The following is a 20682-nucleotide window of genomic DNA, read 5'->3' on the forward strand; positions in this document are numbered from 1 at the left end:
ACCATTTTCAGGGCGGACTACTCGAGCTTTCGTTAGGCTGGTAGTACCGGGCACACCGCCCCGCCATGACTGACCACCCGCACAGTTCAGAGAGGAATTCAGATGCCCGAATCAGCTAAGTCAGAGTCGACGATGAGCGAAACCTACCGGCACTTTACGCGCCTCTTCCCCTACCCGCACGAACGTATTCCGGCGGGTACCCCGGCAGCTGATGCCATGGCTCGTTACGATGAGCTGGCTGAGTTGGGGCGCGCGGAGGGGTTTGTCCCCTTCTTCCTGAATCTGAACGACACGGTGCTTGAGAGCATGGTCATTGCGGTGTCCCTTGAGCACGACATCATTGACGATGTTGAGACTCTGACCCCCGAGCAGGTGAGCGCCTACACTCGTGCCGTTCTGGGGCGTTACCGTACCGCCCGGGGTGGCGCCTCCGCCGAAGAACACGGCAGCACCGCCATTGCCCGGCAGCTGCGCCGGGTTATGGACGACGGCGAAGAGGCTAACGAAGACGACCCGGACGACTTCAACCTCAACAAACTTATGGGCGAGTTTATGAGCTCCGATTTTCTGCCCAATGAAGAGCCCGAAGCTGACGCCCCGTGCCTTTGTGCTCTGCTCCGCTATGAGCTTGTGGATGAGGAGGATAAAGGCGAGATGCTCCTGCTACAGATTCCGACCGATGACCCCGCCAATATCCCCGCGTACCTGCCCTTCGGCGGCTGGAATGACTGCCCGGACGCTGAAACGCAGCTGGCGTTCACCCACTACTGGCGTGAAAAGTACGGTGCCATCCCGGCGGCTCTTGACGGTGCTGACTGCCTGGAGTTTCTGGTAGAGCGCCCCGTCACCGACCCGGTCGAGGCGAAGAATCTGGCGGTCGAGCAGTTCGCGTTTTGTTCTGATCTTCCGTTCCAGGTGTTTGAAGATGTTGAGCAGCTGGCGGAGTTTATTCACCAGAGCCGCCAGTGGTATTTCTGGTGGGATTAGCTGCGGGTTATAAAGCTAGGTGGGGGCGAGTGGCGACACACCTAAATAACGCCTCTCACTTGCTCACACCAGAGTGCACAAGCGCACAGTGTCTGAAGGTACTTACACCCTATTCGCGGCTGTACCATTAGATACAGCTCAACAGCTTTTGTCCCCCATCCGGAGCACTTTTTCCGGATATATAAAGCCCGAAAGGACATCATGAAGGTACTCGTTACCGGCGGCGCCGGCTACATCGGTTCCCACACTGTACTTGAACTGCTCAAGGCAGGCCACGAGGTCGTGGTGATGGACAACCTCGCAAACTCTTCCGAAGAGTCCCTCAAGCGCGTCGCTGAACTCGCAGGCCGCGCCCCCGAGTTCCACAAGGTTGACCTGCTCGACCTCGAAGGCATGAAGGCTCTCTTCAAGCAGGTTCGCCCCGACGCTGTGATTCACTTTGCGGGCCTGAAGGCTGTGGGCGAGTCCGCAGAGAAGCCGCTGTGGTACTACCAGACCAACGTGGCTGGCACCCTGAACCTGCTGTACGCAATGGACGAGGCTGACTGCCACTCCATCGTGTTCTCCTCCTCCGCTACCGTGTACGGTGAGCCCGAGTCCATGCCTCTGATTGAGAAGATGAACATGGATGCGCAGTCCTGCTACGGCCGCACCAAGGAGCACATCGAGGACATGCTCGTTGACCTGGCTGCGTCCGATTCCAAGTGGAACATTGCTCTGCTGCGTTACTTCAACCCCGTTGGTGCGCACGAGTCCGGCCGTATCGGTGAGGACCCGGCGGGCATCCCGAACAACCTGGTGCCCTTCATCGCGCAGGTTGCTGTGGGTCGCCGCGAGCACCTGAACGTGTTCGGTAACGACTACCCGACCGTTGACGGTACCGGCGTGCGTGACTACATCCACGTGGTTGACCTGGCTGACGGCCACCTGAAGGCGCTGGATTACATTACCCAGCACGGCGGTCTGCACACTTGGAACCTGGGTACCGGTAACGGCTACTCGGTTCTGCAGGTTCTGCACGCGTTCGAGGAGGCGTGCGGTAAGGAGCTGCCGTACAAGATTGTGGATCGTCGCCCCGGTGACGTTGCGGTCTCTTACGCTGATCCTTCCTCTGCTCTGGCGGATCTGGGCTGGAGCGCTAGCCGCGACATCAAGACCATGGTTCGCGACCACTGGAACTGGCAAAAGAACAACCCCAACGGTTACGAATCTTAAGCTGTTTTAGCCCCGTGTGAGGGGTGTTGAAGAGTGCCCGATAGGTGTTATCTCACCTATCGGGCACTTTTCTGCGCTTTTTTCGAAATTTTTACCAAGTCGTGACTACCTCCCCAAAGGCAGTTGACACCTCGTGAGTGCGTAGAGAAAGGGAAGAATATATTCCCTAGTCAGAGCCTTTTGTGAAGATGGGGTGTTTTTTACCCATATTTTTGCGTCAAAAATACTATAACTATGCATTCATGCTTAAAAATTCACATTGCTTACACAGTAAAGTGAATATTTTGCAGACAGGAAACCGCATGAGGCGTAAGCTGAAAACTCAGCATACAGACAACCCGCATCATAGACGCACCTCACGTGAAAGGGTTCATCATGTCCGCACAGGCAGCTCCCGAAGCGCAGAAAAACCTCATCGAAATCGCCGACGTCAACAAGTACTACGGCACCAACCACGTTCTGAAGAACATCAATCTTTCCGTGGGAAAAGGTGAGGTCGTCGTCCTCCTCGGCCCCTCCGGGTCCGGCAAATCCACCCTCTGCCGAACCATCAACCGCCTCGAAACTATCACCAGCGGATCCATCACCATTGACGGACAAGAACTACCCGAAGAAGGCCGCGCCCTCGCCAAGCTCCGCGCCGAAGTCGGCATGGTCTTCCAGTCATACAACCTCTTCGCGCACAAGAACATCCTCGATAACGTAACCCTTGGGCCCCGCCGAATCCGCAAAATGTCCAAGTCAGAGGCAGAAGCAGAAGCCATGAACCTACTCGCAAAGGTCGGCGTGGATTCCCAGGTGCACAAGATGCCCGCTGAACTTTCCGGCGGTCAGCAGCAGCGCGTCGCCATCGCCCGCGCCCTCGCCATGAAGCCCAAAGTCATGCTCTTTGACGAACCCACCAGCGCACTCGACCCCGAAATGGTCAACGAAGTGCTCGACACCATGGTCTCCCTCGCAAGAGAAGGCATGACCATGATCGTGGTAACCCACGAAATGGGTTTTGCCCGCAAGGCAGCTGACCGCATCGTCTTCCTTGCCGACGGCGAGATCGTCGAAGAGGCGCACCCGGACGAGTTCTTCACCAACCCGAAGAGCGAGCGCGCTAAGGACTTCCTCTCCAAGATCATCAACCACTAAAGCGGAGGGACCGACATGCAAAAATATTCACGTAGGCTCGCGGCACTCGCCGCAGCAGCATCCCTCGCTCTGACCGGCGTCCTCGCCGGTTGCTCCAGCGCAGACAGCGACCATAAGATCCGCATCGGCATCAAAGTAGACCAGCCCGGCCTCGGCTACCAGGACGGCAACACCTACACCGGTTTCGACGTGGAGGTGGCACGCTACGTCGCCGGCAAGCTCGGATACTCCGAAGAGCAGATTGAGTTCGTAGAATCCCCCGCCGCTAACCGCGAAAACATGCTCAACACCGGCCAGGTAGACATGATTTTTGCGACCTACTCCATCTCTGAAAGCCGCAAGAAGACCGTGGACTTCGCAGGCCCCTACTACACCGCAGGTCAGGACCTGCTCGTGCGTGCCGACAACACCGACATCAAGGGACCGGACGACCTCAACGGCAAGAACCTCTGCTCCGTCACCGGCTCCACCAGCGCCCAGAAGGTGCAGGACAAGTTCGCCAAGAACGTGAACCTGGTCAAGCAGAACAGCTACTCCGACTGCGTGGTCGCCCTCAACGGCGGCGTGGTGGACGCCGTCACCACCGACGACATTACCCTCGCCGGTCTGGCAGCCACCAAAGCGAACAAGGGCAAGCTGAAAGTGGTCGGCTCCCCCTTCACGACCGAACGCTACGGCGTGGGTCTGCCCAAGGGCACCGACAAGTGCGAAGCCGTGAACAACGCCATCAACGAGATGGTTGCCGACGGTACCTGGGAGAAGCTCATCACCAAGTACACCGAAGGCACCGGCTACCACTACAACACCGAAACCAACCCGCCGCACCTGGGCACCTCCTGCGCCTAGGCCTCTAGAGAGGTTCACGAATGTCATTCTTTGACCAACTCGGCACCCTCCTGTCCAAGTACGATGTGGTTGGCGCCTTCATGACCAATATTCAGCTGACCTTCTGGGCAGCTCTTGGCTCGTTCGTTCTCGGTACCGTGCTGGCGCTCATGCGCATCAGCCCCGTCCCGTCCCTGCGCTGGGTGGGCACCGCCTATGTGCATACTGTCCGTAATACTCCGCTCACCATCATGATGACTTTCGCCATTTTGGGTGTGTGGACGCAGTTCCAGCTCTCCTTCTCGCACGATTTCGACACGAACTTCTTCGTGTACGCGGTCATTGCCCTGTCGATTTACCATTCGGCGTTTATCTGCGAGGCGATCCGTTCGGGTGTGAACACCGTGCCGAAGGGTCAGGCTGAGGCGGCACGCGCTATCGGTCTGGGTTTCTTCGACACCGCCCGCCTGGTGATTTTCCCTCAGGCTCTACGCGGCGCCATTACCCCGCTCGGCAATACTCTGATTGCGTTGACGAAGAACAGCACTGTCGCCTCGGTCGCGTCGGTGGCGGAGGCCTCCGGGCTGATGAAATCCATGATTGAGTTCGACGCGAACATGGTGCTTGCTATCTTCATCATGTTTGCGATGGGCTTCGTCATCATTGTTGTTCCCATTGGTGCGTTGACCACCTGGTCATCCCGTAAGCTGGCGGTAAAGCGATGAAAAACCCTTTTATCAGTAATGACACCCGCGCCGCTTCTTCGGTGCTTTTCGACGAGCCGGGTCCTATCGCGCAGCGTCGTATCCGCATCTTCAACATTGCTGCGGTAGTCCTTTTTGCACTATTTGCGGTGTATGTGCTGACCGTGATGGGTCAGAAGGGGCAGCTGGAGGCAGAAAAGTGGACTGACCTGTTCACCGCCCGCGCCTGGAGCTCCTACTACCTGCCGGGCCTCGCCTCGACCCTGTCGGCGGCAGCGGTTTCGGTGGTTACCTCGGTTGCGTTCGGTGTGGTCTTCGGTATTGCTCGACTCTCCCAGTACCGCGTTATCCGCTGGTTCGGCACCGTGGTGGTGGAGTTCTTCCGCGCCGTGCCGGTGCTGATCATGATGATCTTCTTCTGGCTGTTCTTGGGCAAGTACAGCGGCCTTCCGCCGGCTCAGCTGCCCTTCATCGCCGTGGTGGTTGGTCTGACCCTGTACAACGGCTCGGTGATTGCTGAGCTACTGCGTTCGGGTGTGAAGCAACTTCCTCGGGGTCAGGGCGAGGCGGGTCTTGCGATTGGTCTGACCCCGACCCAGACGCTGATTCGGATCCTGCTTCCGCAGGCGTTCACCGCGATGATGCCCTCGATGCTCAGCCAGTTCGTTGTGATTCTGAAGGACACCGCCCTCGGTTACATCATCTCCTACCCCGAGCTGCTCGCTTCGGCGCGCCGCATCGGTTCCGGTGACGGCAACGTGCTGCAGACCCTGATTCTGGCGGCGGCACTCTTCGTGACGGTGAACTTCGTGCTGACGGCTGTAGCAACCGGCATTACGGACAGGCTGGCGTCGCGCACCTCCGCAAAGGTGACCCGAAACCTGATTCCGGACGCTCTGGATAACCCGAACCCGCCGACCGTTCAGATGTTCGTTCTGCCCGGCGACCGCAAGTAACCCTTCTCGTTCGGGCTCCTCAGCCAACGATTATCAGCAGATACGGCAAAGCCCCCGCACTCCCCTTTCGGGAGGGTACGGGGGCTTTCTGCTATGCGGGCTAGTTAGACCCGTCGGGACTACTTAGATGCAGATGCCTTCAGGCGCTCAGCAGCCTTCGCCACCGCCTCATCGGAAGCGGTCAGAGCGATGCGCACGTAGCCTTCGCCGTCCTCGCCGTAGAACACGCCGGGGCCAGCAATAATACCCAGCTCCGCCAGGCGACCAATCGAATCCCAAGTGGACTCACCGAAAGTGGTCCACAGGTACAGGCCAGCCTCAGAATTCTCGATGCGGCCACCGGCGGCGGCAATCGCCTCCTGCAGTACCTCGCGGCGGGCACGGTACAGGTCCTTCTGCGCCGCCACGTGCGCCTCATCAGCCAGCGCCACCATCATGGCGGCCTGCACCGGGGCGGGCACAATCATGCCGGCGTGCTTACGGCTATTAATCAGGTTCGGCATCAGCTCGGGGGCGCCGGCAATGAACGCGGCACGGTAACCGGCGAGGTTCGACTGCTTCGACAGCGAATACACGGCAAACAGGCCGGTGAAGTCGCCGTCACACACGCGAGGATCCAGGATGGACGGCACCGGCTGGCCGCCGCGCGCCTCATCCCAGGCGCCCCAACCGAGCTCCGCGTAGCACTCGTCAGATGCCACCACGGCACCGATTTCACGCGCCTGCGCCACAATCTCACGCAGCTGCTCCACGGTACGCACCACACCGTTCGGGTTCGCCGGGGAGTTCACCCAAATCAGCTTCACGCGGCTGCGGGTGTCAGCGTCCAGCTCGTCCAGGCTGTCGGCGGGCACAGACTCGGCGCGGGCAAAGCGGGCACCCATATCGTAGGTGGGGTACGCAACGCGCGGGTACACGACCACATCGCCCGGGCCCAGACCCAGCAGGAACGGCAGCCACGCCACGAGTTCCTTCGAACCAACTGTGGGCATGATCGCGTCCGGGCTCAGGCCCTTCACGCCGCGTCGGCGCTCAAACCACTCGGCGATAGCCTCACGCAGGGCGGGGGTGCCGTGGGTGGTCGGGTAGCCGGGAGCGTCAGAGGCAGCCGCCAGCGCCTCGCGAATGTTCTGCGGGGTCGGGTCAACCGGGGTGCCGATGGACAGGTCCACCGGGCCGTCCGGGTGGGCGGCCGCGGTTGCGCGGTAGGGGGCGAGCGCCTCCCAGGGGTATTCGGGCAGGTTCAGGCCGTAAGTCATTGTGTCACCTGGTTGCTTGGGAATAGTTTTCGTCATTTTAGTCTAGCGTCCGTGCGCTGGTGTGCCTACAGCAAGAGCCTCCATTCCAGCGCCTAGACGGTGCGTGGGCACCGGGTGCTGTGATGGAGGCTCTTGGCACCCGTTAGCGGGTGCGGTCAGTCTATGCGGTTGTCGCTATTATTCGCCGCAGGGTTTACTCGCCGCGCGGGGGCAGTGCCGCGATGAAGGGCACGTCCTTGCCGGTGGGGCCGAGCTTTGCTGCGCCACCGGGGGAACCCAGGTCGTCGAAGAAGTCTGCGTTGGCGCTGACGTATTCGGTCCACTCTTCGGGGACGTCATCTTCGTAGTAGATTGCTTCTACGGGGCAGACGGGCTCGCAGGCGCCGCAGTCCACGCATTCATCCGGGTGGATGTACAGGGTGCGTTCGCCTTCGTAGATGCAGTCGACGGGGCATTCTTCAACGCATGCGCGGTCTTTGACATCCACGCAGGGAAGCGCGATTACGTAGGTCATTGGTGTGCCTTTCTACAAGCTGTTCGCCCCGTGCCCGCCGTTCTGCGGGTCGTCTGCTGCAGGGCAGAATCTACAGAGTAAACCGCCGAGTGGTTGGTACCCGGCGGGGAAGTCTGTGTATAGTCTATCGCGCACCGGCTGTTTAACCGTATTTTCGTGGTGTATCAGACAACGCGCTCATGGGTTTGTGGGGGTATTTTTTAGGCTAGGCTGACCTGGCATTTCTTTGCGTTACGACTAGTCGGCTGGCTTTTAAAAATAGATTAAGCCAAAAATGAAATCTTCGTCACATGAATTTTTTGATGAAGTCGCCACTATTTCCACCCCGTAAAATTCACCGAATAACGCATACATTTTCTTTCCTATTCTCCTCTATCCGAGCTTCTATCCGGCGGGCGTAGAAGGCAGTAGCAGCACAGCGCCCAAAACGGCAGGAGGGGCGCCCCGGCACACCGGAACGCCCCTCCCCTTAGGCTATGACGTAGTGATGGCTTCAGACTACTTCTTAGCGCGCGCACGCTGATGCGCCGCACGCGGCGAGAAATACTGCGCGTCCTTCACGCGAGCGCGCGTGTACACGAGCATGCCCAGCATCGCCGCAACCGGGGCACCAAACCACCACAGGGCACCGTAGAAGCCAATCGCCGAATGGCTCGGGTTCACCAGCACGAACGGCGAATCGGGGCGACCATAACCGAGCACGTACACGGTCACGAACACTGCAACAGCCACGACAGCCGCCGCGTAGCCGCGGCGCAACGACAGGGCACACCACAGGGCGGTAAAGAAAACCGTCAGGTACGCCACCAGCAAGCCCAGCGGCAGGGCGGTATCCCCCGCATACACGACCCAGGCGTGGTAAATTGAACCGGCGATACCGGCGAAAATACCCAGAATCGAGCCGGTCAGAACGCCCGCCACCAGACCCGCCTCCTGCGGCTTCGGATGCACGGTCGCGGTCGGGTCGCCGTCGAGCACGCGGAAGGTCTCCACGGCAGAAATCTTCTGCGGCACCTTGTTCGAGTACTCGAAAGTCTTCTCGTCCACCACCGTAATCTGGGTGCGGTGCGCCTCCATCGCCTTACGCTTGGCGGTTCCGTCACCGTAGATAGCCGCCTGCACGCGCTGATCAGCCGTATCAAACTCGCCCTCGATACCCCAGGTGAGAATCGGGCGGTCATCATCGTCGTCAAGAATCTGCAGGGCGCGGTGCACAATCTCGTACACGCGCACGTGGTCGGGGTGGCCGTAGCCGCCGTCAGCGTCATAGGTGACCAGAACATCCGGGTTGAGGGCGCGGATAGCCGCCACCAACGCCTGAGCCTGCGGTTCCAGAGGCTGCGCGGTCAACGAATCAGCCGCCGCCACCGGGTTGGCTACGGGCTTACCCTCCGGACCCCACGCCATGCCGGAGTCACGGTACAGGGGCAGCGTCCCCTCGGCAACGGCGGGCTCCTGACCCAGGAAGAACTGCTTCTTCACACCCAGCGCCTTGATAGCGCCGGCAAGCTCACCGGTACGGTACTCGCCCAGCGCCTCACCATTATCACGGCAGCCGGGCTTACCGACCTCCAGGTGGTGTAGCTCCTCGGGGATGACCTCGCCCAACTCACCGCGGGTAGCGGTCAGCAGGTACACCTCCGCGCCCTTCTGCGCATAGTACGCCATGGTCGAGCCGGTCGAGGAGGTTTCGTCGTCCGGGTGTGCATGCACAAACAGGATGCGAGCCTTCTTCGCATCGTAGTTATTCGGCAGCAGGTCACGGCGCGAGCCGGGGGCGATGCGCTCACCCTGCGTGGGGTAGCTGGGGGTCGCAGAATCAGGCTGAGTGTTCTCGGTTTCAGACACAGGCTTTCCCTCTCATACGCAGGGTCGGGCTTCTTGGACAGTCAACAGCGCCGTACGGGGTGGCGGGTAGGTGCCACCGCCTCGGGCGCATTATTTTATCTTACACACTCACCCGCATGGCGCGGGGTGTTCAGGCTTTTCGAAGGCGTTTCTGAGCCACCAGCCAAAGCACCCCGCCCTCGTTTTCTCTCCCGCCACCCCGCCGCTAGTTCCCGAACGAATCGGGGCGGTTAAACAGAACCGCCGCTACCTCCTCTTCAGAAGGCAGCGGCGGCGCTGGGACAACGACAGCACCCGCTACAGCAGGTGAGTCGCTGACGCGCTCATAGTCGTCGGCGCTGTATTAGTCGACTGTATTAGTCGTTAGCGCGGGCGCGGCGGCGGAACTCGCGGACACGCTCGTTGGAATCCAGGATGACCTTACGAATACGAATCGCCTCGGGGGTCACCTCAACACACTCGTCTTCACGAGCAAACTCGAGGGACTCTTCCAGGGTCAGCTTCTTCGGCGGGGTCAGGTTCTCGAAGTTGTCCGCGGTCGAAGAACGCATGTTGGTCAGCTTCTTTTCCTTGGTGATGTTAACTTCCATGTCGTCTGCACGGGAGTTCATACCAACGATCATGCCCTCGTACACCTCAGAGGTAGGCTCCACGAAGAAGGTGCCGCGCTCCTGCAGGTTAATCATCGCGTAGGGGGTCACCACGCCGGCACGGTCAGCAATCAGCGAACCGTTGGTGCGGTACTCAATCTCGCCAGCCCAGGGCTCGTGCTCAATCGAGTACGAGGAAGAAATACCGGCACCGCGAGTCTCAGTCAGGAACTGAGTACGGAAACCAATCAGACCACGTGCGGGAACAGCGAACTCCATACGGACCCAACCGGTACCGTGGTTCGACATGTTCTCCATGCGGCCCTTACGTGCAGCCATCAGCTGGGTGACAGCGCCCAGGTGCTCCTCGGGCACGTCAATGATCATGTGCTCCATGGGCTCGTAGACCTTGCCGTCGATGGTCTTGGTAACCACCTGGGGCTTACCCACGGTCAGCTCGAAGCCTTCGCGGCGCATCTGCTCCACGAGGATAGCCAGGGCGAGCTCGCCACGACCCTGAACTTCCCACGCATCCGGACGCTGGGTGGGCAGAACCTTGATGGACACGTTACCGATCAGCTCGCGGTCCAGGCGGTCCTTCACCTGACGTGCGGTGACCTTTGCGCCCTTGACGCGGCCAGCCAGCGGGGAGGTGTTAATACCGATGGTCATGGAGATCGCGGGATCGTCCACCTTGATCAGCGGCAGGGGCTTGGGGTTCTCAGCGTCGGTGAGGGTTTCACCAATGGTGATGTCCTCGATACCAGCCACTGCGACGATTTCGCCGGGGCCAGCGGACTCTGCGGGTACACGCTCGAGAGCCTTGGTAGCCAGCAGCTCGGAGATGCGGACGTTCTTGATTTCACCGTCGTGACGTGCCCACGCAACGGTCTGACCCTTCTTCAGGGTGCCGTTGAAGATACGGACCAGTGCCAGACGACCCAGGAACGGGGAGGAGTCCAGGTTGGTCACGTGTGCCTGCAGAACCTCGTTGGGGTCGTAGGTGGGGGCGGGCACGTGCTCGATGATGGTCTTGAACAGCGGCTCAAGGTCGTCGTTGTCGGGCAGCTGGCCGTCTGCGGGCTGGTTCAGGGATGCAGCGCCAGCCTTACCGGATGCGTACACCACCGGAACGTTCAGCACAGCGTCCAGGTCCAGGTCCGGAACTTCGTCCGCCAGGTCAGATGCCAGGCCGAGCAGCAGGTCCATGGACTCGCCAACGACCTCGTCGATACGGGAGTCGGGGCGGTCAACCTTGTTCACCACGAGGATCACGGGCAGCTTAGCAGCCAGTGCCTTACGCAGCACGAAGCGGGTCTGGGGCAGCGGGCCTTCGGATGCGTCCACGAGCAGCACAACGCCGTCAACCATGGACAGGCCGCGCTCCACCTCGCCACCGAAGTCGGCGTGGCCGGGGGTGTCAATAACGTTAATGGTGATGGTCTCACCGTTGGCGGAAGGGCCGTTGTAGAACACGGTGGTGTTCTTCGCCAGAATGGTGATGCCCTTTTCCTTTTCGAGGTCGCCGGAGTCCATGACTCGGTCTTCAACATCTGCGTGGGCAGAGAAGGCGTGGGTCTGCTGCAGCATCGCGTCGACGATGGTGGTCTTGCCGTGGTCAACGTGTGCCACGATGGCCACATTGCGAAGGTCGGGGCGCGAAGCGGTGTTTTCAGACATGCGTTAAGTTTCTCGCTTAAATCTAGGGGATAGTCTTGCCAGCGGGTGCGCTCTAGAAGGCGCGGGGGGTCACGGGGCAGTACCTTAGATAGGTTATCTGGGGGTGTTTGCCGGTTTGAGTGTATGCCAGTGGGCCCGCTCTGCGATGAGAACGTTTCCGGGCACGCCAAAACGGACCCCCCTCCGTTGGGCTTAGCTACCAGTGTATCACTAGGGCTTTTCTGCGAGCCACTCATCAATCATGCGGCGGGCAACAGCGTTCGTGCCGGGCAACTCCAGCTTGGCGGGGTCGTCCTCGTCGCTGTTACCGCGCTCCTCTGAAATAGCAATCGCCTCACGCAGCTCAGCGGCGGTAAACCAGCGTGCGGCACGAATCTCACCGTCGTGATGGATGATGGGTTCGTTCTCATCCACACGCGCCCGGTAGCAAATCATGAGCGAGCGCGGGAAAGGCCACACATCACTCATACGGTATTCGGTGCTCAGGGTGTGCAGACCGGTCTCTTCGTAAACTTCGCGAGCAATCGCCTCTTCAAGGTTTTCGCCGGGGTCAACGAAACCGGCGATAAGGGCGAAGCGGTTGGGGTGCCACTGGCGGTTATTCGCCAGCAGCACGCGCTCGCCGTCGCGGCTGGTCACCAGCGCCATCACGGCGGGTTCAATGCGGGGGAACACCAGCTCGCCGGAGGCGGTGCGGCGGATTCCCTTGGAGCCGAGGGGCGCCTCCTCGCCACTGTAGGCGGAGTAGCGCATGTCGATGAGATAGTCGCGGCGTGCCAGGGCGGTGGCGTAGTGGGCGCGACCTTCCGGGTCATCGTGGACCGGGTAGTAGCGGAAACCACTGGTGGAGGCGCGCACCCGAGGGTTGTTCAGGTCGGCGGCGACCTGCACGAGGGTTTCATCCTCACAGTAGAGCACGTGCACCTCTGCCTCACTATTCTTCTGGGCGTCAGCACCGTAGGCGGCGGGGCGAATTACACTGCGCGCAAGGACCGCCTCTTCGGTCAGCGGCTCGACAGCATCCTTACCGGTCAGGTAGTGCAGGGTTCCGTCATCGTTGAGGAGGGTTTCCCCTTCACGGGAGATGAGCAGGTAGCGCAGTGAGTGAGTATCAGCGGGCGTGTGTTCAGGTGAAGAAGTCATAGGTTTTACTCTACATCTTGATGTTGCAAGGCCCACAACAGCGTGCCAGGTTTCGATTTTTTCGCCGTATCGTCCCATATCACTCTCGAAAGAGGTGACATAGACACCCGAAAATAAGAGAATGGAAACATGACTACTTCTATTGACCCTACGACCACCTCCGCGTGGTCTGCTCTGTCCGCTCACCACAAGTCCCTCACTCCGAACCTGCGCGAATGGTTTGCCGCTGACCCGGAACGCGCGCAGAAGCTCAGCTTCACCGCCGACGAACTGCACGTCGACCTGTCCAAGAACCTGATTACCCCCGAGACCGTCGAGCTGCTGGTCAAGCTCGCTGAAGAGGTCAAGCTGGAGCAGGCTCGCGAGGCTATGTTCTCCGGTGAGCACATTAACGTCACCGAGGACCGCGCCGTGCTGCACACCGCACTGCGCCGCCCCGAGGGTTACACCCCCGCACTGACCGTTGACGGCCAGGACGTAGACGCAGACGTTCACGCCGTTCTGAAGAAGATTTACGCATTCGCTGAGCGCGTGCGCAACGGCGAGTGGACCGGCGTGACCGGCAAGCGCATCGAGACCGTGGTGAACATCGGTATTGGTGGCTCCGATCTGGGCCCGGTCATGGTGTACGAGGCTCTCAAGCCCTACGCTGATGCAGGCATCACCGCACGCTTCATCTCCAACATTGACCCGACCGACGTGGCTGAGAAGGTCTCCGACCTGGACCCCGAGACCACCCTGTTCATCGTCGCATCCAAGACCTTCGGCACCCTGGAGACCCTGACCAACGCACGCGTTGCACGCGAGTGGCTGCTCTCCTCCCTGCGTAAGGCTGGCGCGCTGGAAGGTAAGGAAGCGTCCGAGGCTGTGGCTAAGCACTTCGTGGCTGTCTCCACCGCACTCGACAAGGTTGCAGCATTCGGCATTGACCCCGAGAACGCTTTCGGCTTCTGGGACTGGGTTGGCGGCCGCTACTCCGTAGACTCCGCAATCGGCACCTCCCTGGCTATTGTTTTCGGCCCGAAGGTTTTCGCTGAATTCCTCGCCGGCTTCCACGCAATGGATGAGCACTTCCGCACCGCTCCCCTGGCTCAGAACGTGCCCGTTCTGATGGGTCTGCTGAACATCTGGAACGTGAACTTCCTGGGTGCTGAGACCCACGCGGTTCTGCCCTACGACCAGTACCTGCACCGCTTCCCCGCATACCTGCAGCAGCTGACCATGGAGTCCAACGGCAAGTCCGTTCGCGCAGACGGCTCCTTCGTCAACTACGCAACCGGTGAAGTCTTCTGGGGCGAGCCCGGCACCAACGGCCAGCACGCTTTCTACCAGCTGATCCACCAGGGCACCCGCCTGATCCCCGCGGACTTCCTGGCATTCGCTAACCCGGTCCACCCGACCAAGGACGGCGAGCAGGACGTTCACGAACTGTTCCTTGCTAACTTCTTCGCACAGTCTCAGGCTCTCGCCTTCGGCAAGACCGAGGAAGAGGTCCGTGCAGAGGGCACCGCAGAGCACGTGGTCAACGCACGTATCTTCAGCGGTAACCGCCCCTCCACCTCCATCATGGCGCCGCGCCTGACCCCGCGCGTTCTGGGCTCTCTGATTGCCCTGTACGAGCACATCACCTTCGTTCAGGGTGTTGTTTGGGGTATTGACTCCTTCGACCAGTGGGGTGTTGAGCTCGGTAAGAAGCTGGCTCTGGACCTGGTTCCCGCTATTGAGGGTGACCGCGAGGTTCTGGAGCGCCAGGATTCTTCGACCGCTTCGCTGATTGACTACTACCTGAAGAACCGCACCAAGTAGTAGCTCAGACCTACGCCCGCGGGTTTTATAGCCTGCAGGTGTAGGATGCACAAACCGCCGGATAGGCTCCCAAGTCGGGAGGCTATCCGGCGGTTTTGCTATATGGGTTCTAGTTATACGGGTTCTAGCTGGCTCAGTGCCGCTAGTCCAGCGCGGGCAGGGTGTCGGAGGCGATCTCGGCGATAATGCGCACCACGGTGCCCTCGGGTAGGGTCGGCACACCCCGCTGATCGCGTACGACTCCCCCTGCCTCGCGGTGGGCCGTTAGCTCGGTGTCGGAGTCTTCGAGCGGTTCCCCGTCGGAGCGGGTGGCTGGCACGTGCACAAACCCTGCGGGGATGCTCAGCCCCAGCTCGCGGCTGATGCGCTGGCCCTCATAAAACACGTGGTTGCACACGTAGGTTCCGGCGGTGTACGAAATCTCGACCGGCTCCCCCGCCGCACGCAGACGCTCAAAGCTCGCGCGCACCGGCAGGGAGGAGAAGTACGCCTCCTGGCCGCCCGGAGCAATCGGCTCATCGCAGCGCTGGTCGCCGTCGTTATCTTCAATACCGGCGGAGTCCAGGTTGATGGCGACCTGTTCGAGGCTGACCACGTCGCGGCCAACCGCCACGCCCAGGCTGATGAGCGCATCGGGCTGCACATCCTGCAGGGCAGTGCGCAGGGCGGTGCTGGAACCGTCGTAGCTGACGGGCAGCTCGCGGGTGATGACGTTCAAATCCGGGCGCATCCGGGTCAGCAGACGCTGAGCGCCTTCGGCGAGCGCTACGGTGGGGTTCACGGGCACGCCGGGGAACGGGCCGAAGAAGGTCAGCAGCAGAGTGCGTGCCTGGTTGGGGGTGGTTGCCATAGTCAATCTCGTTTTCTGCGTTAGTTTTATTCAGCAGTGTTCTTTTCGGCGGCGCGGCGCTCTAGGTCCTTGGCGAGCGCCTCCAGTAGCTCTTCGGGGGTGGTGACGATGATGAGCTCGTCTAGGTAGCGTTCGTTGAGCAGGCCGGTGGACGCCATGTAGTGCATCGCGTCGATGAGCTTGTCCCAGTAGCCGTTGACGTTCAGCAGGGCGACCGGCTTGGAGTGAATATCGAGGAACTGCCAGCTGAAAACTTCAAAGAACTCTTCGAGGGTGCCGGGGCCGCCGGGCATGGCGACGAACGCGTCAGCCTTCTCAATCATGGCGATTTTGCGCTGGTGCATGGTGTCCACAATGTCGAGGGTGGTCTGGCCGGGGTACACGCCCTCCAGTCCGACCAGCTTGTGGGTGACCACGCCGTAGACCACGCCGCCGGCGTCCAGGGTTGCGCCCGCGACGGTGCCCATGAGGCCGGTGCGGCCACCTCCGTACACCACGCCAATATTGTTCTGGGCGCAGAGGGTTCCGAGCTCCTGGGCGCGGGTGGTGAAGAGCGGGTCGTTGCCGGAGCGTGCACCGCAGTAGACGGCGAGGTTGTAGTCAGTCTTCTTCATGGTTCTCCTTGGGGTGTATGGGGGGGTTCCGGGGTGGAGCGCCTCTATGCGTTCTACCCGCGATAGATGTTGCTGTGTTGAGGGTACCGGATGCACCTGTGTACCTCATGTGTGCCACCCGCCGGTTCAGGGGGCGCGTCAGGGGCGGGGGTTACGGTAGCGGGGTGCGTGCCAGCAGCGGGAAAATCTGCTCGATATTCAGCGGTGCCTGCGATGCAGAATCGGAGGGGCAGCTCATGGCGGGGTTGACCCAGCGCAGCTCAGCGATTTCTGCCTGCGGCACCAGAGAAGCCAATAGCTCGTGCTGTTCGTCGGTGGGTGCGTATTCGTAGGTTTCGGCGCGTACCGTAAAGCCTGCCTCGTTCAGTGCCGCCGCCTCCAGGAGTCCGCGGTGGTACATCCGGGCGGGGTCGGGGGTGAGCCCGATTTCTTCGTTCGCTTCGCGGCAGGCGGTCTGTATCGGGGTCTCCCCCGGTTCGGGTTTGCCGCCGGGCATCATGAACCCGTCGCTGCCCTGCTTACGCACGGTGAGTACGAGCCCGTCCCGGTTACGGATTGCTACAGCGCACACGTTCACGACGCGGTGCGTGCTGTCGATGGCGCTGTGTTCAGTAGCGCTGTGCTCGGTGGGTTGGGCTGCTTCTACTCGGTTCTGCGGGTTCTTCTGCGTGGGCATCTTTCTACCCTAGCATTTCCGTGTCCTCCACCCGGCGCAACGCGTATTTGTCTTATTATTCCGCCCTATTGTGCGCCCTGTAGGCGTTGGTTTTACGTAATATTTCGGCGAGTTATGTTATGTCCGGTTCATGCGTTTAGGCGCGTGTTACGGTGTATTTAACCGCGACGTCGCGGTACCGTATACGCACTCGACTTGGCGTGATACAGGAAGAGTGCGGATCGCTCAATCACCCATGTAGAAGGAACTTCATGATGGCTAACTCTTCTCGTTCCCGCCGCTACGGTAGCGCTGGCGCTTCTGTTCTTCTTGCCACGTCGTTGAGCCTGTGCGCTCTGCCTTCTGTCGCAGCGGCTAATACCCCGAATCCGGTGAACCCGCCGATTTTTACGGTCTACAACTACAAGGTTGAGACCAATACCCGTGAGCTGAAGACCGCCCTGCGTCAGAATAAGATTACGCTCAAGGCAACGAAGCTGCCCGCAAAAACTACTGCTTTTTCCCCGGCTTTGCATGAGGCAAACCATAGGGGTTTCCCGTTTCTAAACCCGATTCAGACGGTGCACGTTGCGGGCCCATTCAAGGATGGCACGGCGACTGCGACCCATTACGTTCCTGGAAAATTGATTGACCCAGCGAAGAACTACAGCTTCGTCGCTAATATCACCGTTGATGGTTACGGGGGCGGTCAGATTCTGCGCATGGACGTTGTGAAGGATAGCGCCGCACCGGTTCTTCAGGTGGATTCACCGCGTTTGAACACCAAGGGTGAGACCGTGTTGAAGGTGCGCGGTACCGGCTACACCGGTGAAGCGACCCCGCACGGTGTGCGCGTGGTGGTGTCTGATACGAATGTGTGGGTTCCCGGTCGTTTTCCCCAGACGGGTATGCGCTTCGTGGCTGAGGTGACCGTACCTGCTTCGCAGATTCACAACGGTGCTTTTGAGACGGAGGTGAAGGTCCCGGCGGATGTTGCGGCGACGCTGAATACCTCTCACAAGTACATTGCGGGCACCATGGCGGCTGGCGTTCAGGGTGCTGAGTACGGCTCGTTTGATGCACAGAAGCCTCTTGAGCTTTTCGCGCAGGAGCCCGTGGTTTCTGCGGTTCCGACCTATGCTCCGACGGTGGCTCCTCTGCCTGAGGCAACCGTGGGCGTGAACCCCACCGACGCTCCCACCGTGGCACCCCTGCCTGAGGCACCTATCGGTGTAAACCCCACCGATGCACCCACCGTAGCTCCCCTGCCCGAGGCACCTATCGGTGTAAACCCCACCGATGCACCCACCGTGGCACCCCTGCCGGAAGCAACCGTGGGTGTAAACCCGACTGACGCGCCCACCGTGGCACCGCTGCCGGAAGCAACCGTGGGTGTAAATCCCACTGACGCACCGACCGTAGCGCCCCTGCCCGAGGCAACCGTAGGTGTAAACCCGACCGACGCACCGACCGTAGCGCCCCTGCCCGAGGCAACCGTAGGTGTAAACCCCACCGACGCACCGACCGTAGCACCCCTGCCCGAAGCAACCATCGGCGTGAACCCCACCGACGCACCCACCGTAGCGCCTCTGCCCGAAGCAACCATCGGCGTAAACCCGACTGACGCGCCCACCGTAGCACCCCTGCCGGAAGCAACCGTGGGTGTAAACCCGACTGACGCCCCCACCGTGGCACCCCTGCCGGAAGCAACCGTGGGCGTAAACCCCACTGATGCACCCACCGTTCCCGCACTGCCCGAGGCAACCGTAGGTGTAAACCCGACCGACGCACCGACCGTCCCGGCACTGCCGGAGGCAACGGTCGCTCCGGCGCCGGTTGCCGATAAGACCCCCAACGCTGACAAGCTGGAGGACGCGACCGTGGCGCATCCCAAGAGTAAGCCCGCTCAGGAGGCTCCGGTGACCGCCGCCCAATCGGCTAAGGACACCCTGGCAAAGGACCGCCTCGCTAAGGATCAACCGGTTCAGGAGAGCAGCCCCAAGAAGGCCACCCTGGCGAGCACCGGTGCATCCAGTGTTGGCGTGATTGTTGGCATTGGTGTTGCCGCGATCTGTGCGGGTCTGGGTTTGAGCGTTCTGCGCTCGCGCCGCAGCTCCTAAGAGTCCCAGGGCATACAGCCCAGTTCACCCGTCCGGAATAAACTGCGGATAGCAAAGAGCCGCCGGCTCCCCTCAGTAGGGGGAACCGGCGGCTCTTCACGTATCAGCTCATTCAATCAGCTGACGCAGGCGTTATCAGCTGGCGTTCGCGTTACTTCGAAGCCTTAACCTCAATGCCGCTCACGTCAATCTGTTCCAGCGGAATCAGGCGGTCACGAGTGACCACGCGGTGCACCAGCCAGACCGCGATAATCACGGGCAGACCAATGTAGGAGCTGAGTACGCCAGCCCAGTCACCGCTCAGGAACGCCTCGTAGTTCTGGCCACCAATCACAACCAGGCACATGAGGAAGGCGATAATCGGACCTGCGGGGAAGAACGGCGCCACGTAGGGCAGGTCCTTCAGGCTGTTGCCCTGCTTCAGGTATGCGCGGCGGAAACGGTAGTGAGCCACGGCAATACCCACCCAGGTGATGAAGCCGGCCAGACCGGACACGTTCACCAGCCACAGGTACGCGCCATCCGGCGAGAGCAGCGCGGCGATGAAGCCGATTGCACCGATAGCTGCGGTTGCCAGCAGTGCGTTCATGGGCACGCCGCCGGAGTTGATGTGGGTGAACATCTTCGGTGCCTTACCCTCCTGGGCGAGTGCGAAGAGCATACGAGCCGAAACGTACAGGCCCGAGTTACCTGCAGAGAGCACTGCGGAGAGGATCACGGCGTTCATAATGGCTGCCGCGAAGGCGATGCCCGCACGCTCGAAGATGAGGGTGAACGGGGAGATGTTGATGTTGCCGTCCGCTGCGGTGAGCAGGTTCGGGTCGGAGTAAGGAATCAGGAAGCCGATGACGGCCATCGCGCCGATGTAGAAGAGCATGATGCGCCAGAACACGCTGGTCAGTGCGCGGGGCACGTCGCGGCGGGGGTTCTCGGATTCGCCGGCAGCCACACCGATCATTTCGGTGCCCTGGAAGGAGAAGCCTGCCACCATGAAGATGGCGAGTACGGCGGGTGCGCCGCCAACGAAGGGTGCCTCACCGACGGTCCAGTTGGAGACGCCCGGGGAGCTACCGCCCAGGATGCCGAAGATCATGGCGATACCTGCGATGAGGAAGACGACCACGGTGACGACCTTGATGGTTGCGAGCCAGAATTCGCTTTCACCGTAGGAGCGTGCCGAGAGGGCGTTGATGCCGGTCAGCAGCACGAGGAATCCTGCCGCCCACACCCAGGATGGGATGTCCGGGAACCAGTACCTCATCACCTCGCCGACGGCGACGAGTTCGGCGGCGACGGTAATCGCCCAGTTGAACCAGTAGTTCCAACCCATGGCGAAGCCGAAGGACGGGGACACGTAGCGTGCCGCATAGGTCTGGAATGCGCCGGGGACGGGCAGGTGCGCAGCCATCTCGCCGAGGGACTGCATGAGGAAGAGCACCATGACGCCGATGAGGGCGTAGGCGAGGATTGCGCCGCCGGGGCCTGCGGTGGAGATGGTCTTACCGGAGGCGACGAAGAGGCCGGTGCCGATTGCGCCGCCGATTGCGATCATCTGCATGTGGCGGGCGGAGAGGCCTCGCTTCAGTTCACCCTCTGCGGGGGTGGCTTCCGATGCAGCGCCGGAAGTCTCTGTAGGCTGTGCCATGTCAGGTCTTCTTTCTGAGGCTATTGCTTCGTGCGTTTGCTAGCGGTCTAGTCTGGTGTCCAGTCTAGTCCTGCTGCGGGTGGTGCCGCCGAAGGTTTGTGCCTGGGTCAAGAAATTCTTCAATCTTAAGG

17 protein-coding genes are annotated in these 20682 nt (G+C 60.9%); 8 read left to right on the forward strand and 9 right to left on the reverse strand.

Going from position 1 to position 20682, the window contains the following annotated elements; translation table 11 throughout:
* The first annotated feature begins 102 nt into the window (after positions 1 to 102).
* The 6 genes from RWZ58_RS00680 (at position 103) to RWZ58_RS00705 (ending at position 5827) form a co-directional block, all read left to right on the forward strand.
* Positions 103 to 987: a DUF4253 domain-containing protein gene (locus RWZ58_RS00680; RefSeq protein WP_314656763.1), complete on the forward strand. Its 885-nt coding sequence runs from the start codon at positions 103 to 105 to the stop codon at positions 985 to 987.
* Positions 988 to 1188: 201 nt separating this feature from the next.
* Positions 1189 to 2202 (forward strand): UDP-glucose 4-epimerase GalE, encoded by a 1014-nt coding sequence (galE, locus tag RWZ58_RS00685; protein WP_314656765.1) that lies wholly within the window; start codon positions 1189 to 1191, stop codon positions 2200 to 2202.
* Between the two features lie 375 nt (positions 2203 to 2577).
* Positions 2578 to 3342 (forward strand): amino acid ABC transporter ATP-binding protein, encoded by a 765-nt coding sequence (locus RWZ58_RS00690; protein ID WP_294626995.1) that lies wholly within the window; start codon positions 2578 to 2580, stop codon positions 3340 to 3342.
* Between the two features lie 15 nt (positions 3343 to 3357).
* Positions 3358 to 4188: a glutamate ABC transporter substrate-binding protein gene (locus RWZ58_RS00695; protein ID WP_005508488.1), complete on the forward strand. Its 831-nt coding sequence runs from the start codon at positions 3358 to 3360 to the stop codon at positions 4186 to 4188.
* 20 nt (positions 4189 to 4208) lie between these two features.
* Entirely contained in the window at positions 4209 to 4892 is a 684-nt protein-coding gene (locus tag RWZ58_RS00700; RefSeq protein WP_049327621.1) for an amino acid ABC transporter permease, read from the forward strand.
* Entirely contained in the window at positions 4889 to 5827 is a 939-nt protein-coding gene (locus RWZ58_RS00705) for an amino acid ABC transporter permease (RefSeq protein ID WP_314656767.1), read from the forward strand. Before RWZ58_RS00700 ends, RWZ58_RS00705 begins: the two co-directional genes overlap by 4 nt.
* 119 nt (positions 5828 to 5946) lie before the next feature.
* Here the strand turns inward: RWZ58_RS00705 and dapC are convergent, their stop codons facing one another.
* The 5 genes from dapC to nudC form a co-directional block, all read right to left on the reverse strand.
* Positions 5947 to 7086 (reverse strand): succinyldiaminopimelate transaminase, encoded by a 1140-nt coding sequence (dapC, locus tag RWZ58_RS00710; RefSeq protein WP_314656769.1) that lies wholly within the window; start codon positions 7084 to 7086, stop codon positions 5947 to 5949.
* Between the two features lie 193 nt (positions 7087 to 7279).
* Entirely contained in the window at positions 7280 to 7600 is a 321-nt protein-coding gene (fdxA, locus tag RWZ58_RS00715) for a ferredoxin (RefSeq protein ID WP_049354209.1), read from the reverse strand.
* 498 nt (positions 7601 to 8098) lie between these two features.
* Positions 8099 to 9448 (reverse strand): PIG-L family deacetylase, encoded by a 1350-nt coding sequence (locus tag RWZ58_RS00720; protein ID WP_314656771.1) that lies wholly within the window; start codon positions 9446 to 9448, stop codon positions 8099 to 8101.
* 356 nt (positions 9449 to 9804) lie between these two features.
* A complete protein-coding gene (typA, locus tag RWZ58_RS00725; protein WP_314656773.1) occupies positions 9805 to 11718 on the reverse strand; it encodes a translational GTPase TypA in 1914 nt (637 codons plus the stop codon).
* Between the two features lie 210 nt (positions 11719 to 11928).
* Entirely contained in the window at positions 11929 to 12861 is a 933-nt protein-coding gene (gene nudC, locus RWZ58_RS00730) for an NAD(+) diphosphatase (protein WP_314656776.1), read from the reverse strand.
* A 129-nt stretch (positions 12862 to 12990) separates the two neighbouring features.
* On the opposite strand from nudC, the gene pgi reads away from it, so the two are divergent.
* On the forward strand, positions 12991 to 14667 hold the full coding sequence (pgi, locus tag RWZ58_RS00735) for a glucose-6-phosphate isomerase (protein WP_314656778.1): 1677 nt from the start codon (positions 12991 to 12993) through the stop codon (positions 14665 to 14667).
* A 142-nt stretch (positions 14668 to 14809) separates the two neighbouring features.
* On the opposite strand, the gene RWZ58_RS00740 is transcribed toward pgi, so the two are convergent.
* The 3 genes from RWZ58_RS00740 to RWZ58_RS00750 form a co-directional block, all read right to left on the reverse strand.
* On the reverse strand, positions 14810 to 15517 hold the full coding sequence (locus tag RWZ58_RS00740) for a pyroglutamyl-peptidase I (protein ID WP_314656780.1): 708 nt from the start codon (positions 15515 to 15517) through the stop codon (positions 14810 to 14812).
* Positions 15518 to 15543: 26 nt separating this feature from the next.
* Positions 15544 to 16131 carry a TIGR00730 family Rossman fold protein gene (locus RWZ58_RS00745; RefSeq protein WP_070616237.1) on the reverse strand — a complete coding sequence of 196 codons (588 nt, stop codon included), beginning with the start codon at positions 16129 to 16131 and terminating at the stop codon, positions 15544 to 15546.
* 151 nt (positions 16132 to 16282) lie between these two features.
* Positions 16283 to 16807: an NUDIX domain-containing protein gene (locus tag RWZ58_RS00750; protein ID WP_314656782.1), complete on the reverse strand. Its 525-nt coding sequence runs from the start codon at positions 16805 to 16807 to the stop codon at positions 16283 to 16285.
* A 251-nt stretch (positions 16808 to 17058) separates the two neighbouring features.
* Here RWZ58_RS00750 and RWZ58_RS00755 point away from each other — a divergent pair, with 251 nt between their 5' ends.
* Positions 17059 to 18906: a hypothetical protein gene (locus RWZ58_RS00755; RefSeq protein WP_314656784.1), complete on the forward strand. Its 1848-nt coding sequence runs from the start codon at positions 17059 to 17061 to the stop codon at positions 18904 to 18906.
* 151 nt (positions 18907 to 19057) lie between these two features.
* Here RWZ58_RS00755 and RWZ58_RS00760 read toward each other — a convergent pair whose 3' ends face one another.
* Positions 19058 to 20551 (reverse strand): amino acid permease, encoded by a 1494-nt coding sequence (locus RWZ58_RS00760; RefSeq protein WP_314656785.1) that lies wholly within the window; start codon positions 20549 to 20551, stop codon positions 19058 to 19060.
* Positions 20552 to 20682 lie beyond the last annotated feature (131 nt).

The organism is uncultured Rothia sp., from assembly GCF_963544205.1.
GTDB lineage: Bacteria > Actinomycetota > Actinomycetes > Actinomycetales > Micrococcaceae > Rothia.